The following is a 13,560-nucleotide window of genomic DNA, read 5'->3' as shown; positions in this document are numbered from 1 at the left end:
GCTGCCGGTGCGTCCGCACGTGGGTATCGGACAGCCGGTTCACCGATCCGGCCCGGCTGTCACCACGAAAGATCAGGGAGTAGGACGTGATCCAGCAGGAGTCGCGACTGCGGGTCGCCGACAACACCGGGGCAAAGGAGATCCTCTGCATCCGGGTGCTCGGCGGTTCCGGGCGACGCTACGCGGGCATCGGCGACGTCATCGTCGCCACCGTGAAGGACGCCCTGCCCGGCGCCGGCGTCAAGCGCGGTGACGTGGTCAAGGCCGTCGTCGTGCGCACGGTGAAGGAGCGTCGTCGTCCGGACGGCTCCTACATCCGCTTCGACGAGAACGCCGCGGTCATCATCCGCGACAGCGGCGACCCACGCGGTACGCGCATCTTCGGCCCCGTCGGCCGGGAGCTCCGCGACAAGCGCTTCATGCGGATCATCTCGCTCGCCCCGGAGGTGCTGTGACCATGGCGGAGAAGACCCCCTCGATGAAGGTCAAGAAGGGCGACACCGTCGTGGTGCTGTCCGGCAAGGACAAGGGCGCCAAGGGCCGCGTCATCGCCGCCTACCCCAAGCAGCAGAAGGTCCTCGTTGAAGGCGTCGGCCGGGTCAAGAAGCACACCCGGATCAGCTCCAACCAGCGTGGCGCCCAGTCGGGCGGGATCGTCACGCAGGAGGCTCCCATCCACGTCAGCAACGTGATGGTGGTCGACTCCGAGGACAAGCCGACCCGGGTCGGTTACCGCAAGGACGAGGAAGGCCGCAGCATCCGGGTCTCGCGGCGCACCGGTAAGGACCTCTGACCGACATGAGTGCACCCACCCGTGAGCTGCCCCGCCTGCTCGAGCGCTACCGCGCGGAGATCGCGCCGGCGCTGCAGTCGGAGTTCAACTACGACAACGTCATGCAGATCCCGCGGCTGACGAAGATCGTCGTCAACATGGGCGTCGGCGAGGCGACCCGCGACGCGAAGCTGATGGACGGCGCGGTCCGCGACCTCACCGCCATCACCGGGCAGAAGCCCGCCGTCGTCCGGGCCCGCAAGTCCATCGCGCAGTTCAAGCTGCGTGAGGGCATGCCGATCGGCGCCAAGGTGACCCTGCGCGGCGACCGCATGTGGGAGTTCCTGGACCGGCTGCTGTCGCTGGCCCTGCCCCGCATCCGTGACTTCCGCGGCCTCAACGCGAAGCAGTTCGACGGTCACGGCAACTACACGTTCGGGCTGACCGAGCAGTCGATGTTCCGCGAGATCGACGTCGACAAGATCGACCGTCCCCGCGGCATGGACATCACGCTGGTCACCACCGCCACGAACGACGAGGAGGGTCGCGAGCTCCTCCGCCTGCTGGGCTTCCCGTTCGCCGGCCAGCCCGTCGTGACCACCACCCGCTGAGTCGGGGCGAGGAGACAGACAGATGGCAAAGAAGGCGCTGATCAACAAGGCGGCCCGCAAGCCGAAGTTCGCGGTCCGCGGCTACACCCGCTGCCAGCGGTGCGGCCGTCCGCACTCGGTCTTCCGCAAGTTCGGCCTGTGCCGGATCTGCCTGCGGGAGATGGCCCACGCCGGCGAGCTCCCGGGCGTCAGCAAGTCCAGCTGGTGAAGGACTCCGCTACCCCCCACGCCTCGCAAGCTCGGCGCGGGACCCTGTAGCGGGGCCGACCCCAGCAGCTCACCACCACTGAAGCACCACCGATCGCCGAGAGGCCCGCGCCACACCGCGTGAGGAACCGCGGCGAGAGAGGCAACACACCCATGACGATGACCGACCCGATCGCGGACATGCTCACGCGGATCCGGAACGCCAACCAGGCGTACCACGACTCCACGACGATGCCGTCCTCCAAGTTGAAGACGCACATCGCGGAGATCCTCCAGCAGGAGGGGTACATCGCCGGCTGGCGGGTCGACGAGGTCGAGCAGGACGGCACCGCGCGCAAGCAGCTGGTGGTCGACCTCAAGTACGGCCCGAACCGTGAGCGGAGCATCGCCGGTGTCCGGCGCGTCTCCAAGCCCGGTCTGCGGGTGTACGCCAAGTCCAACGCGCTGCCCAAGGTGCTCGGCGGCCTCGGGATGGCGATCATCTCCACCTCGACCGGTCTGCTGACCGACCGGCAGGCGAACAAGAAGGGCGTGGGCGGGGAAGTCCTCGCCTACGTCTGGTAAGGGGACGAGCAGATGTCACGGATCGGACGACTCCCGATTCCGGTGCCCAGCGGCGTGGACGTCGCCATCGACGGTCAGACGGTCAACGTCAAGGGCCCCAAGGGCGCGCTCAGCCACACGGTCGCGGCGCCCATCACCGTGGCCCGCGGCGAGGACGGCGTGCTGAGCGTGCAGCGCCCCAACGACGAGCGGGAGAGCCGGGCGCTGCACGGGCTGTCGCGCACCCTCATCGCCAACATGATCACCGGGGTCACCACGGGGTACAGCAAGACCCTCGAGATCGTCGGTGTCGGTTACCGCGTCCAGGCGCGTGGCTCGGACCTCGAGTTCGCCCTGGGCTACAGCCACCCGGTGCCGGTGCGTGCCCCGGAGGGCATCTCCTTCACCGTCGAGTCGCCGACCCGCCTGCGGGTCGAGGGCATCGACAAGCAGCAGGTGGGCCAGGTCGCGGCCAACATCCGCAAGCTGCGCCGTCCGGACCCGTACAAGGGCAAGGGCGTGCGCTACCAGGGTGAGGTCGTCAAGCGCAAGGTCGGGAAGACGGGTAAGTGATGGCACAGACCGAGAAGGCTGCTGCTCGGGTGCACAAGCCCGTCGGCACCGACGTCAGCACCGCGCGGCGGACCTCCCGCCTGCGCCGGCACACCCGGCTGCGCAAGCGCGTCTCGGGCACGCCGGAGCGTCCGCGCATGGTGGTCAAGCGCAGCTCGCGGCACATCCACGTGCAGGTCGTCGACGACACCGTCGGCCGTACCCTGGTCAGCGCCTCGACGCTCGACCCGAGCCTGCGCAGCGCCGAGGGCGACAAGTCCACCCTGGCCCGCCAGGTGGGCGCGCTGGTCGCCGAGCGGGCCAAGGCCGCCGGCATCGCCGCGGTGGTGTTCGACCGGGGTGGCAACCGCTACCAGGGTCGGATCGCCGCGCTGGCCGACGGTGCCCGCGAGGGTGGCCTGGACTTCTGATGAGCTATACCGCGAACAAGATCGAGAGGGACGTCTGATGCCAGGACCACAGCGACGCGGCGGCGGCGCCGGCGGCGGCAACGACCGCCGCGACCGTCGTGACGGCGGGCGGGGGCCCGGCGGCGCGCCTGCCGAGAAGAGCAACTTCATCGAGCGCGTGGTGGCCATCAACCGCGTGTCCAAGGTCGTCAAGGGCGGTCGGCGCTTCAGCTTCACCGCCCTGGTGATCGTGGGCGACGGCGACGGCACCGTGGGCGTCGGCTACGGCAAGGCCAAGGAGGTGCCCGCGGCGATCGCCAAGGGTGTCGAGGAGGCCAAGAAGCACTTCTACAAGGTGCCGCGGATCGCCAGCACCATTCCGCACCCGGTGCAGGGTGAGGCCGCTGCCGGTGTCGTGCTGCTCAAGCCGGCCAGCCCCGGTACCGGTGTCATCGCCGGTGGTCCGGTGCGCGCCGTCCTCGAGTGCGCGGGCATCCACGACGTGCTGTCGAAGAGCCTCGGGTCCTCCAACCCGATCAACATCGTGCACGCGACCATGCAGGCGCTGAAGGACCTCGTCCGCCCCGAGGAGATCGCGGCTCGCCGTGGTCTGCCGCTCGAGGACGTCGCCCCCGCGGCCATGCTGCGTGCCCGTGCGGGCCAGGGGGTCTGACATGGCGCAGCTGAAGGTCACCCAGGTCAAGTCCGCCATCGGGACCAAGCCCAACCAGCGTCAGACGCTGCGGTCGCTGGGCCTCAAGCGGATCAACGACTCGGTCGTCCAGGAGGACCGTCCCGAGATCCGCGGGATGGTCGCGACGGTGCCTCACCTGGTCACCGTCGAAGAGATCAGCTGAACCGCGGCTGAGTAGGGACATCTCATGACTCTCAAGGTCCACCACCTGCGTCCGGCCCCCGGCGCCCACACCGCGAAGACCCGCGTGGGTCGCGGTGAGGGCTCCAAGGGCAAGACCGCCGGTCGCGGCACCAAGGGCACCGGCGCGCGCGGCAACACCTCCGCGCGGTTCGAGGGCGGGCAGACGCCGCTGCACATGCGGCTGCCCAAGCTCTCGGGCTTCAAGAACCCCAACAAGGTCGTCTTCCAGGTCGTCAACCTCGACCGGATCGCGTCCCTGTTCCCCCAGGGCGGCTCGGTGAACCCCGACTCCCTCGCCGAGGCCGGCGCGGTGCGCCGCGGCCAGCCGGTGAAGGTGCTCGGTACCGGCGACCTGGGCGGTGTCGAGGTGCACGTGCACGCGCACGCGTTCTCGGCGTCCGCCGCGGAGAAGATCTCCGCGGCCGGGGGCAGCACCACCCGCATCTGAACAAGGACCCCCTGCCCCCACCGGGGGCCTGCAGGGGGCCGCACGCGGCCCGGTGGCTATCGCAGCCACCGGGCCGCGCATTGCTAACCTCATTCGACCGAGCAGGGGAGGGCACGTGCTGCAGGCGTTCGCCGCGGCGTTCCGGACGCCAGACCTCCGGCGCAAGCTGCTGTTCTCCCTGGCGATCATCGCCGTGTACCGGCTGGGTGCCTCCATCCCCGGGCCGGGCGTGTCCGTCGAGGCCATCAACAGCTGTCTCGAGCAGGCGCAGGCCTCCGACCAGCGGGACCTCTACTCGCTGGTGAACCTGTTCTCCGGTGGCGCGCTGCTGCGGCTGTCGGTGTTCGCGCTCGGGATCATGCCGTACATCACGGCGAGCATCATCGTGCAGCTGCTGGTCGTGGTCATCCCGCGCTTCGAGCAGCTGAAGAAGGAAGGGCAGTCGGGCCAGCAGAAGCTGACCCAGTACACCCGCTACCTGACGATCGCGCTCGCCATCCTGCAGAGCACCGGCATCATCGCCCTTGCCCGCTCCGGTCAGCTGTTCCCGGGCTGCTCGCAGGACATCATCCCGGACACGTCCATCTGGACGACGGTGGTCCTGGTGATCGCGCTCACCGCCGGCACCGCGGTGATCATGTGGCTCGGCGAGCTGCTCACGGAGAAGGGGATCGGCAACGGCATGTCCGTGCTGATCTTCACGTCGATCGCAGCCCGCATCCCCGCCGAGGGCGGCCAGATCCTGCAGACCCGCGGCGGCTTCGTCTTCGCCGTCGTCTGCGTCATCGCCGTCGTCATCATCGGCACGGTGGTCTGGGTCGAGCAGGCCCAGCGGCGGATCCCCGTCCAGTACGCCAAGCGCATGGTCGGTCGCCGCATGTACGGCGGGACGTCGACGTACCTGCCGCTCAAGGTCAACCAGGCCGGCGTCATCCCGGTCATCTTCGCGTCGTCGCTGCTGTACCTCCCGCAGCTGATCACGCAGCTGCAGGGCAACGAGACCGGCCCGGTGCGGCGCTTCTTCGAGAACTACGTCATCAACCAGAGCAGCCCCGCGCACATCGCCATCTACTTCGGGCTGATCGTGTTCTTCACGTACTTCTACGTGTCGATCACCTTCAACCCGGAGGAGCGGGCCGAGGACATGAAGCGCTACGGCGGCTTCATCCCGGGCATCCGGCCGGGTCGGCCCACCGCCGAGTACCTGCAGTACGTGCTCTCCCGGATCACCCTCCCCGGGTCGATCTACCTGGGGCTGGTGGCAGTCTTGCCCAACCTGTTCCTGTCGATCACGCAGCAGGGGCAGAACCAGAACTTCCCGTTCGGCGGGACCGCGGTGCTGATCATGGTCGGAGTGGGGTTGGAGACGGTGAAGCAGATCGAGACGCAACTCAACCAGCGCAACTACGAAGGGTTCCTGAAGTAGTGCGCGTCGTGCTGCTCGGTCCCCCCGGGGCGGGCAAGGGGACCCAGGCGCAGATCATCGCCGGCCAGCTCGGCGTCCCGGCGATCTCGACCGGCGACATCTTCCGGGCCAACGTCAGCGGGGGGACCCCGCTGGGTGTCGAGGCCAAGGTGTACATGGACGCCGGCGACCTGGTGCCCGACGAGATCACGGTGGCGATGGTCAAGGACCGGCTGGCCGAGGCCGACGCCAAGGGCGGCTTCCTCCTCGACGGGTTCCCGCGGACCATCGCGCAGGCCGAGCAGCTGCGCACCTCGCTGGAGGACCTGGGGCACGCCCTCGACCGCGTCCTCGAGCTCGTCGTGGACGAGGACGAGCTGGTGCGCCGGCTCTCCGGCCGGCGCATGCTGGTCGACGGGCAGATGGTCCAGCGGGACGACGACGACCCCGAGACGGTGCGGCACCGGCTGCAGGTCTACCGGGAACAGACCGCGCCGCTGTCGGGGTTCTACGAGGCTGAGGGGCTGCTGGCCCGCATCGACGCGATCGGGGCGATCGAGGAGGTCACCGCGCGGGCGATGGCGGCCCTCGGGGTGACCGGGGCCGAGGTGGCCGCGCAGCCCGAGGGACCGACCGGGCAGCCGAGCGCGGGCTGAGGAACGGCGGCGCAGATGACGGCCGCCGGGATCCTCGGACGCCTCCCGCTGCTGGCGAAGTGGAGTGGACGGATGATCCAGATCAAGACGCCGCACGAGATCGAGCTCATGCGGGCCGCAGGCCTGGTCGTGGCCGGTGCGATCGCCGCGGTGCGCGCCGCGGTTCGGCCGGGTGTCACCACCGGTGAGCTCGACGCGATCGCCGAGGACCACATCCGCAGTGCCGGCGCCGTCCCGTCCTTCCTGGGCTACCACGGCTTCACCGGCAGCATCTGCGCGTCGATCAACGACGAGATCGTCCACGGCATCCCGGACAGGGGCCGCGCGCTGGCCGAGGGCGACAACATCTCCATCGACTGCGGGGCCATCCTGGAGGGCTGGCACGGCGACTCCGCCGTCACGGTCACCGTGGGCCCGCCGTCGGCCGAGGACGCCGCGCTGATCGCCGTCACCGAGCGGTCGATGTGGGCCGGCCTGGCCCGGGCGATCGCCGGGGGCCGGCTGACCGACATCAGCCACGCCGTCGAGGAGGCGATCACCGCCGAGGAGCACCCCTACGGGATCGTCGACCACTACGGCGGCCACGGCATCGGGACCGAGATGCACCAGGACCCGCACGTGCTGAACTACGGGCGCGCCGGCCGTGGTCCGCGGCTGGTCCCCGGGCTCGCGCTGGCCATCGAGCCGATGGTCACCGTGGGGGACCCGGCCACCGTCGAGCTCGAGGACGGCTGGACCGTGGTCACCAAGGACGGGTCCCGCGCGGCCCACTTCGAGCACACCGTCGCCATCACCCCGGAGGGCCCCTGGGTCCTGACGGCGGAGGACGGCGGCGTCGCGGGGCTGGCCCCCTTCGGGATCACCCCCCGCACCTGAGCAGGGTCCCTGCCCCCGCCGCGCGCAGGTTCGTGGCGGGGCTCGGCAGGAGGACCGTTCCGGTGTGACGTTCCACCCTCCGTCCTGATCGGGGCCGGGTTGGAGAGGCGCGCCGGAGCGGGGTACAGTGGCCGATGGCGCTCGCGCCGCCCTGTTGTCGTGCTGTGGCCGTACGACGCGGGGCGCCCTCGCGGGAGTGTCTGCACCACCTGTTCTGCAATCAACCAGCGCGTCCGGCGGGTCTCCGCGTGGGCGCAGTCGAGCCGGGAGGCCGTGTCGGGTATGGCGAAGAAGGACGGGGCCATCGAGGTCGAGGGTCGCGTCGTCGAGCCGCTGCCCAACGCGATGTTCCGGGTCGAGCTGCAGAACGGGCACCGGGTGCTCGCCCACATCAGCGGCAAGATGCGCCAGCACTACATCCGCATCCTGCCCGAGGACCGCGTGGTCGTGGAGCTCTCGCCCTACGACCTGACCCGCGGTCGCATCGTCTACCGGTACAAGTAACCGCCGTTGCGCGCCGCCCCGACCCGGGGTGGGTGTGCGCGGCTCACGATCGACAGGAATGAGGGGCGGCACCGGTGAAGGTCCAGCCGTCGGTGAAGAAGATCTGCGACAAGTGCAAGGTGATCCGCCGGCACGGCCGGGTCATGGTCATCTGCGACAACGCCCGCCACAAGCAGCGGCAGGGCTGAGGGAGTACCTGGACATGGCACGACTGGCCGGCGTCGACCTGCCCCGCGAGAAGCGGATGGAGATCGCGCTCACCTACATCTACGGCATCGGCAAGGCCCACGCGAAGGAGACCCTGGCCGCGACGGGCGTCAGCCCCGACCTGCGCGCCAAGGACCTCAGCGACGAGGACCTGCTGAAGCTGCGTGACTACATCGACGAGCACTTCCGCGTCGAGGGTGACCTGCGCCGCGAGGTGGCCGCCGACATCCGCCGCAAGGTGGAGATCGGCTGCTACCAGGGCCTGCGTCACCGTCGCGGCCTGCCCGTCCACGGTCAGCGCACCCGGACCAACGCTCGCTCGAGCAAGGGTCCGCGCAAGACCATCGCCGGCAAGAAGAAGGCCGGCAAGAAGTAAGCCGTGCCGCGCGCCGTCGCAGGCGACCCGTGAGGGCGGGAGCGACGGCGCGCACACGTGCTGCATCTGGCCACTGATCAGAAGGAAACCGGAGAGACATGCCTCCCAGGGCTCGCGCCGCGGCTGGTGCCAAGAAGGTCCGCCGCAAGGAGAAGAAGAACGTCGCCCACGGCGCCGCTCACATCAAGAGCACCTTCAACAACACCATCGTGTCGATCACCGACCCCAACGGGAACGTGATCAGCTGGGCCTCCGCCGGCCACGTCGGCTTCAAGGGCTCGCGCAAGTCGACGCCGTTCGCCGCGCAGATGGCCGCCGAGAACGCCGCGCGCAAGGCTCAGGAGCACGGCATGCGCAAGGTCGACGTCTTCGTCAAGGGCCCCGGCTCCGGCCGTGAGACCGCCATCCGGTCCCTCCAGGCCACCGGCCTCGAGGTGGGTCAGATCCAGGACGTGACGCCGCAGCCGCACAACGGCTGCCGCCCGAAGAAGCGCCGCCGGGTCTGACCGGCCACCGACGAGAGCGAAGGTAGACAAACGTGGCCCGTTACACCGGAGCCGACTGCCGCATGTGCCGGCGCGAGAAGATGAAGCTGTTCCTCAAGGGCAGCAAGTGCGAGTCCCCGAAGTGCCCGATCGAGATCCGGCCCTACCCGCCGGGCGAGCACGGCCGGGGCCGCAGCAAGGACAGCGAGTACCTGCTGCAGCTGCGCGAGAAGCAGAAGGCCCGCCGCATCTACGGCGTGCTGGAGAAGCAGTTCCGCGGCTACTACGAAGAGGCGAACAAGAAGTCGGGCAAGACCGGTGAGGTCCTGCTGCAGATCCTCGAGTCCCGCCTCGACAACGTGGTCTACCGGGCCGGCTTCGCCGAGTCCCGCGACATGGCCCGCCAGCTGGTGCGCCACGGCCACATCCGCGTCAACGGCCGCAAGGTGGACATCCCGTCCTTCCGCGTGAGCGCGAACGACATCATCGAGGTCGCCGAGAAGTCGCGGCGGATGCTGCCCTTCGAGGTCGCCCAGGCCCGCGCCGGCGAGCGCCCCGTGCCGCCGTGGCTGGAGGTCATCAGCAGCCAGCTGCGCGTGCTCGTGCACAGCGTGCCGGCCCGCCAGGTGATCGACACCCCGGTGCAGGAGCAGCTGATCGTCGAGCTCTACTCCAAGTAGGAGCTCGCCTCCGGGGTTGGGCCGCACCGGCCCGGCCCCGGAGCCGGCTCCGGCGGGTGGACAGATGCCCTCCGGAGCCCGCACCACCCCCTCACGGCGTCATATGGCGGGCGCCGGAGGACCCCAAGGAGATCACCGCAATGCTCATCGCACAGCGACCGACGCTGACCGAGGAGACCCTCTCCGAGCAGCGCTCGCGGTTCGTCATCGAGCCGCTCGAGCCGGGCTTCGGCTACACCCTCGGCAACTCCCTGCGCCGCACCCTCCTCTCCTCCATCCCCGGCGCTGCTGTCACCAGCATCCGGATCGAGGGGACCCTGCACGAGTTCACCACCGTGCCCGGGGTCAAGGAGGACGTCACCGAGATCATCCTCAACCTCAAGGGCCTGGTCGTCAGCTCCGACTCCGACGAGCCGGTGACCATGTACCTGCGCAAGCAGGGCCCGGGCGAGGTCACCGCCGCGGACATCGCGCCGCCGGCCGGGGTCGAGGTGCACAACCCCGAGCTGCACATCGCCACCCTCAACGGCAAGGGCCGGCTGGAGATCGAGCTGGTCGTCGAGCGGGGCCGCGGCTACGTGCCGGCACCGCAGAACAAGCAGCCCGGCCAGGAGATCGGCCGGATCCCCGTCGACTCCATCTACTCGCCGGTCCTCAAGGTCACCTACGCCGTCGAGGCCACCCGCGTCGAGCAGCGGACCGACTTCGACCGTCTGGTCGTCGACGTCGAGACCAAGCCGTCTATCGCCCCGCGCGACGCCATCGCCAGCGCCGGGTCCACGCTGGTCGAGCTGTTCGGCCTGCTGCGCGAGCTGAACATCGACGCCGAGGGCATCGAGGTCGGGCCGAGCCCGGCCGAGGCCGCCGACATCGCCAACTTCTCGATGCCGATCGAGGACATGGACCTCACCGTCCGGTCCTACAACTGCCTCAAGCGCGAGGGCGTGCACACCGTCGGTGAGCTCGTCACCCGCTCCGAGGCCGACCTGCTCGACATCCGCAACTTCGGGGCCAAGTCGATCGACGAGGTCAAGATGAAGCTGGCGGCGATGGGCCTCGCGCTCAAGGACAGCCCGCCCGGGTTCATCCCGACGTCGGTCGAGAGCTACGACGAGGGCTACGAGACCGACGCCTACCAGCAGCACGGCGAGTACGCCGCCGCGTACGACCAGGCGCAGTACGACGACGGCTCCTACCAGGAGACCGAGCAGCTCTGAGGCCGGCGCGGGGCGGCGGGGGAACCCGCCGTCCGGCACCGCCGACCGGGCCGCCACACTGGGTCCGGACGCACCACCGCGCGTCCAGCGCGCCGATCGACAGCACCACCACGGAACGCAGCCGGCACCGCGGCCCGGCCGCCTGAGGAAGGACCGACATGCCCACCCCCACCAAGGGCCCCCGTCTCGGCGGGTCCCCTGCGCACGAGCGGCTGATGCTGGCCAACCTGGCCACGTCGCTGTTCGAGCACGGGCGGATCACCACCACCGAGGCGAAGGCGAAGCGGCTGCGCCCGTTCGCCGAGAAGCTGGTGACCTTCGCCAAGCGCGGTGACCTGCACGCCCGTCGCCAGGTGATGACCGTCATCCGGGACAAGGACGTCGTCCACCAGCTGTTCGCCGAGATCGGTCCGCGCTACGAGAACCGGCCGGGCGGCTACACCCGCATCACCAAGGTCGGTTCGCGCAAGGGCGACAACGCCCCCATGGCCGTGATCGAGCTGGTCGAGGGGCTGACCGTGGCCCAGGAGGCCGTCGGCGAGGCCGAGCGCGCCCGCGGCACCCAGTTCGCCTCCGGCGCCGGTGCGGCTGCGGCGTCCGGTGAGGTCACCGCCGAGGCGCTCGAGACCGCCGACGCCGACGAGACCGCCGAGGCCAGCGAGGACGCCGAGGTCGGCAGCGACGCCGCCGACGCCGACGCCGCCGACGCCGAGGCCCCCGACGCCGAGGCCCCCGAGGCCGCGACCACCGAGGCCGCGACCACCGAGGCCGAGGCCCCCGAGGCCGCGACCGCCGACGCCGAGGACACGGACGGCACGCGATGAGCGACCGGGCGAACCCGGGCGAGGGTGGCAACGCCGGCGCCGTCGGGGTGCCCGCCAGCGGCGGTGACCAGGGCGCGACCCTCGCGGGCGAGACGACCGGGCCCGGCGGCGACACCTCCCCGGCCGTGACCGGTGGCGGGGTCGACGCCGAGGCGCAGCAGGTCGTCACCGACGTCTACAACCCCGACGGCGAGCGGCAGGACGACGGCAACGTCACCCCCGAGCCAGAGCCGGTGAACACGGTGCTCGTCGACGACCCGGCGCTCTCCCCAGAGCTGCAGAAGGCCGCGGCCGCCGAGGTCAACCCGGCCGAGACGATGGACGCCGCCACGGCCGGCACCCACACCGAGGGTGGGGACGCCGCGCCCGACCCGAAGTGAGCACTCGCTGAACCCTCAGCACACCGACGAGCCCGTCACCGACCCCGGTGGCGGGCTCGTCCGTCTCCGGCTGGAGATCTCCTACGACGGCACGGCGCTGCACGGCTGGGCGCGCCAGCCGGGACAGCGCACCGTGCAGGGCGACCTCGAGGCGGCCCTGGGCACGGTACTGCGCGCCCCGGTCGAGCTGACCGTCGCCGGGCGCACCGACGCCGGGGTGCACGCCACCGGCCAGGTCGCGCACGTCGACGTCGCTCGCCGGGTCTGGGACGCGCAGCGCCTGAAGCTGGTCCGCCGGCTCCGCGGGGTCCTCGCACCCGACATCGCGGTGACCGCCGTGACCGAGGCGCCGCCGGAGTTCGACGCCCGCTTCGGTGCCCTGCGCCGGCACTACGTCTACCGGCTCACCGACGTCGACGCGGGTCCGCCCCCGCTGCGCCGGTTCGACACCGTCGGGTGGCCGCGGGCCCTCGACGTCGACGCGATGGCGCTGGCGGCCGGACTGCTCCTCGGCGAGCACGACTTCGCCGCGTTCTGCCGCCGCCGCGAGGGTGCGAGCACCGTCCGCACCCTCCTGGCGCTGTCGGCCGAGCGGGACGGCGCGCTGGTGCTCGTGCGCGCCTCGGCCGACGCGTTCTGCCACTCGATGGTGCGCAGCCTGGTCGGGGCCCTGCTCGCGGTGGGGGAGGGGCGCCGTCCCCCCGAGTGGCCGGCCTCCCTGCTGCCGCGGACCGAACGGGCCGGTGAGGTCGTCGTGGCCCCCGCCGGCGGCCTGACGCTGGTCGCGGTGGACTACCCACCCGCCGGGGAGCTCGCCGCCCGCGCGCTGGTCACCCGCGCCCGCCGCGACTGAGCCGTCACGGCAGGGCCGCCACCGCTTCGGGGATCGGGGTGGGGCCGCTGACGAGCTCCACCACCTCGTCGGTCTTCCCGGCGTCGAGCAGGGCGAGCAGGACGGCGGCGACGTCGTCCCGGGGCACCTCGCCGTACTCGACACCGTGGGCCAGGGTGACCCGTCCCGTGCCGGGGTCGTCGGTGAGCCGTCCCGGCCGCAGCACCACCGTGTCCAGGCCGGCGCGCGGCAGGATGACGTCCTCGGCGGCCAACTTGGCCTGCAGGTAGGCGGCGAACACCGGGTCCATGCCCTGCGGCGTTCCCTGCCGCGCCTGCTGGACCCCCATCGAGGAGACCAGCAGGTACCGGCGGACGCCGGCGCGCTCGGCGGCGTCGGCCAGGAGCACCGCCGCCCCGCGGTCGACCGTGTGCTTGCGGGCGGCGCCGCTGCCGGGACCGGCCCCGGCGGCGAAGACCACCGCGTCGGCCCCGCGCACGACCGCGGCGACCTCGTCGACGGCGGCCTGCTCGAGGTCCAGGACGACCGGCTCGACGCCGTCGTCCCTCAGGTCGGCCTGATGGTCGGGGTTGCGGACGATGCCGGCCACGGTGTCCCCGCGGCCGGTCAGGAGGCGGCCGAGGCGGCGGGCGACCTGCCCGTGGGCGCCGGCGACGACGATGCGCATGGCCGGTGGG

At 71.1% G+C, this 13,560-nt stretch carries 23 protein-coding genes; 22 read left to right on the top strand and 1 reads right to left on the bottom strand.

Annotated elements, in window-relative coordinates; all coding sequences use genetic code 11:
• Positions 1 to 86: 86 nt before the first annotated feature.
• The 22 genes from rplN to truA all read left to right on the top strand — a co-directional run bounded on the left by rplN (position 87) and on the right by truA (position 12,883).
• Positions 87 to 455 (top strand): 50S ribosomal protein L14, encoded by a 369-nt coding sequence (gene rplN / locus ACI79D_RS06500; RefSeq protein WP_012950472.1) that lies wholly within the window; start codon positions 87 to 89, stop codon positions 453 to 455.
• Between the two features lie 2 nt (positions 456 to 457).
• Positions 458 to 793, top strand: coding sequence for a 50S ribosomal protein L24 (gene rplX, locus ACI79D_RS06495; RefSeq protein WP_456917523.1), 336 nt, complete (start codon positions 458 to 460; stop codon positions 791 to 793).
• A 5-nt stretch (positions 794 to 798) separates the two neighbouring features.
• Positions 799 to 1,383 carry a 50S ribosomal protein L5 gene (rplE, locus tag ACI79D_RS06490; protein WP_456917522.1) on the top strand — a complete coding sequence of 195 codons (585 nt, stop codon included), beginning with the start codon at positions 799 to 801 and terminating at the stop codon, positions 1,381 to 1,383.
• A gap of 22 nt (positions 1,384 to 1,405) precedes the next feature.
• Positions 1,406 to 1,591: a type Z 30S ribosomal protein S14 gene (locus ACI79D_RS06485; protein WP_012950469.1), complete on the top strand. Its 186-nt coding sequence runs from the start codon at positions 1,406 to 1,408 to the stop codon at positions 1,589 to 1,591.
• Between the two features lie 158 nt (positions 1,592 to 1,749).
• The gene (gene rpsH, locus ACI79D_RS06480; RefSeq protein ID WP_456917521.1) at positions 1,750 to 2,154 is read left to right on the top strand and encodes a 30S ribosomal protein S8; all 405 of its coding nucleotides are present in this window, start codon (positions 1,750 to 1,752) and stop codon (positions 2,152 to 2,154) included.
• 12 nt (positions 2,155 to 2,166) lie between these two features.
• Complete coding sequence (gene rplF, locus ACI79D_RS06475; RefSeq protein ID WP_456917520.1) at positions 2,167 to 2,706, top strand: 50S ribosomal protein L6; 540 nt, start codon at positions 2,167 to 2,169, stop codon at positions 2,704 to 2,706.
• Positions 2,706 to 3,116: a 50S ribosomal protein L18 gene (gene rplR / locus ACI79D_RS06470; protein ID WP_456917519.1), complete on the top strand. Its 411-nt coding sequence runs from the start codon at positions 2,706 to 2,708 to the stop codon at positions 3,114 to 3,116. The genes rplF and rplR overlap by 1 nt, the downstream gene beginning before the upstream one ends.
• A gap of 37 nt (positions 3,117 to 3,153) precedes the next feature.
• Positions 3,154 to 3,768, top strand: a complete 615-nt coding sequence (gene rpsE / locus ACI79D_RS06465) for a 30S ribosomal protein S5 (protein WP_072919083.1) — start codon at positions 3,154 to 3,156, stop codon at positions 3,766 to 3,768.
• Position 3,769: 1 nt separating this feature from the next.
• On the top strand, positions 3,770 to 3,952 hold the full coding sequence (gene rpmD / locus ACI79D_RS06460) for a 50S ribosomal protein L30 (RefSeq protein ID WP_222173664.1): 183 nt from the start codon (positions 3,770 to 3,772) through the stop codon (positions 3,950 to 3,952).
• A 24-nt stretch (positions 3,953 to 3,976) separates the two neighbouring features.
• Complete coding sequence (gene rplO, locus ACI79D_RS06455) at positions 3,977 to 4,420, top strand: 50S ribosomal protein L15 (RefSeq protein WP_456917518.1); 444 nt, start codon at positions 3,977 to 3,979, stop codon at positions 4,418 to 4,420.
• Positions 4,421 to 4,535: 115 nt separating this feature from the next.
• A complete protein-coding gene (gene secY, locus ACI79D_RS06450) occupies positions 4,536 to 5,846 on the top strand; it encodes a preprotein translocase subunit SecY (RefSeq protein WP_456917517.1) in 1,311 nt (436 codons plus the stop codon).
• Positions 5,847 to 5,854: 8 nt separating this feature from the next.
• Positions 5,855 to 6,481 carry an adenylate kinase gene (locus tag ACI79D_RS06445; RefSeq protein ID WP_456917516.1) on the top strand — a complete coding sequence of 209 codons (627 nt, stop codon included), beginning with the start codon at positions 5,855 to 5,857 and terminating at the stop codon, positions 6,479 to 6,481.
• 72 nt (positions 6,482 to 6,553) lie between these two features.
• A complete protein-coding gene (gene map, locus ACI79D_RS06440) occupies positions 6,554 to 7,357 on the top strand; it encodes a type I methionyl aminopeptidase (RefSeq protein WP_456917515.1) in 804 nt (267 codons plus the stop codon).
• Between the two features lie 282 nt (positions 7,358 to 7,639).
• Complete coding sequence (infA, locus tag ACI79D_RS06435) at positions 7,640 to 7,861, top strand: translation initiation factor IF-1 (RefSeq protein ID WP_012950459.1); 222 nt, start codon at positions 7,640 to 7,642, stop codon at positions 7,859 to 7,861.
• Between the two features lie 74 nt (positions 7,862 to 7,935).
• Positions 7,936 to 8,049, top strand: a complete 114-nt coding sequence (rpmJ, locus tag ACI79D_RS06430) for a 50S ribosomal protein L36 (RefSeq protein WP_012950458.1) — start codon at positions 7,936 to 7,938, stop codon at positions 8,047 to 8,049.
• Between the two features lie 14 nt (positions 8,050 to 8,063).
• A complete protein-coding gene (rpsM, locus tag ACI79D_RS06425; RefSeq protein ID WP_456546202.1) occupies positions 8,064 to 8,444 on the top strand; it encodes a 30S ribosomal protein S13 in 381 nt (126 codons plus the stop codon).
• A 98-nt stretch (positions 8,445 to 8,542) separates the two neighbouring features.
• The gene (gene rpsK / locus ACI79D_RS06420) at positions 8,543 to 8,950 is read left to right on the top strand and encodes a 30S ribosomal protein S11 (RefSeq protein ID WP_014377968.1); all 408 of its coding nucleotides are present in this window, start codon (positions 8,543 to 8,545) and stop codon (positions 8,948 to 8,950) included.
• Between the two features lie 32 nt (positions 8,951 to 8,982).
• On the top strand, positions 8,983 to 9,609 hold the full coding sequence (rpsD, locus tag ACI79D_RS06415; RefSeq protein ID WP_456917514.1) for a 30S ribosomal protein S4: 627 nt from the start codon (positions 8,983 to 8,985) through the stop codon (positions 9,607 to 9,609).
• Between the two features lie 140 nt (positions 9,610 to 9,749).
• On the top strand, positions 9,750 to 10,826 hold the full coding sequence (locus ACI79D_RS06410) for a DNA-directed RNA polymerase subunit alpha (RefSeq protein ID WP_456917513.1): 1,077 nt from the start codon (positions 9,750 to 9,752) through the stop codon (positions 10,824 to 10,826).
• A 158-nt stretch (positions 10,827 to 10,984) separates the two neighbouring features.
• Positions 10,985 to 11,650, top strand: coding sequence for a 50S ribosomal protein L17 (rplQ, locus tag ACI79D_RS06405; RefSeq protein WP_456917512.1), 666 nt, complete (start codon positions 10,985 to 10,987; stop codon positions 11,648 to 11,650).
• A complete protein-coding gene (locus ACI79D_RS06400; RefSeq protein WP_456917511.1) occupies positions 11,647 to 12,030 on the top strand; it encodes a hypothetical protein in 384 nt (127 codons plus the stop codon). The genes rplQ and ACI79D_RS06400 overlap by 4 nt, the downstream gene beginning before the upstream one ends.
• A complete protein-coding gene (truA, locus tag ACI79D_RS06395; protein ID WP_456917510.1) occupies positions 12,002 to 12,883 on the top strand; it encodes a tRNA pseudouridine(38-40) synthase TruA in 882 nt (293 codons plus the stop codon). The genes ACI79D_RS06400 and truA overlap by 29 nt, the downstream gene beginning before the upstream one ends.
• A 4-nt stretch (positions 12,884 to 12,887) precedes the next feature.
• On the opposite strand, the gene ACI79D_RS06390 is transcribed toward truA, so the two are convergent.
• Positions 12,888 to 13,550, bottom strand: a complete 663-nt coding sequence (locus ACI79D_RS06390; protein ID WP_456917509.1) for an NAD(P)H-binding protein — start codon at positions 13,548 to 13,550, stop codon at positions 12,888 to 12,890.
• Between the last annotated feature and the right edge of the window lie 10 nt (positions 13,551 to 13,560).

The sequence above is a fragment of the Geodermatophilus sp. SYSU D00708 genome (assembly GCF_054050115.1).
Note: the sequence above shows the minus strand (reverse complement) of the source record. Positions and strands in the feature narration are given on the sequence as shown.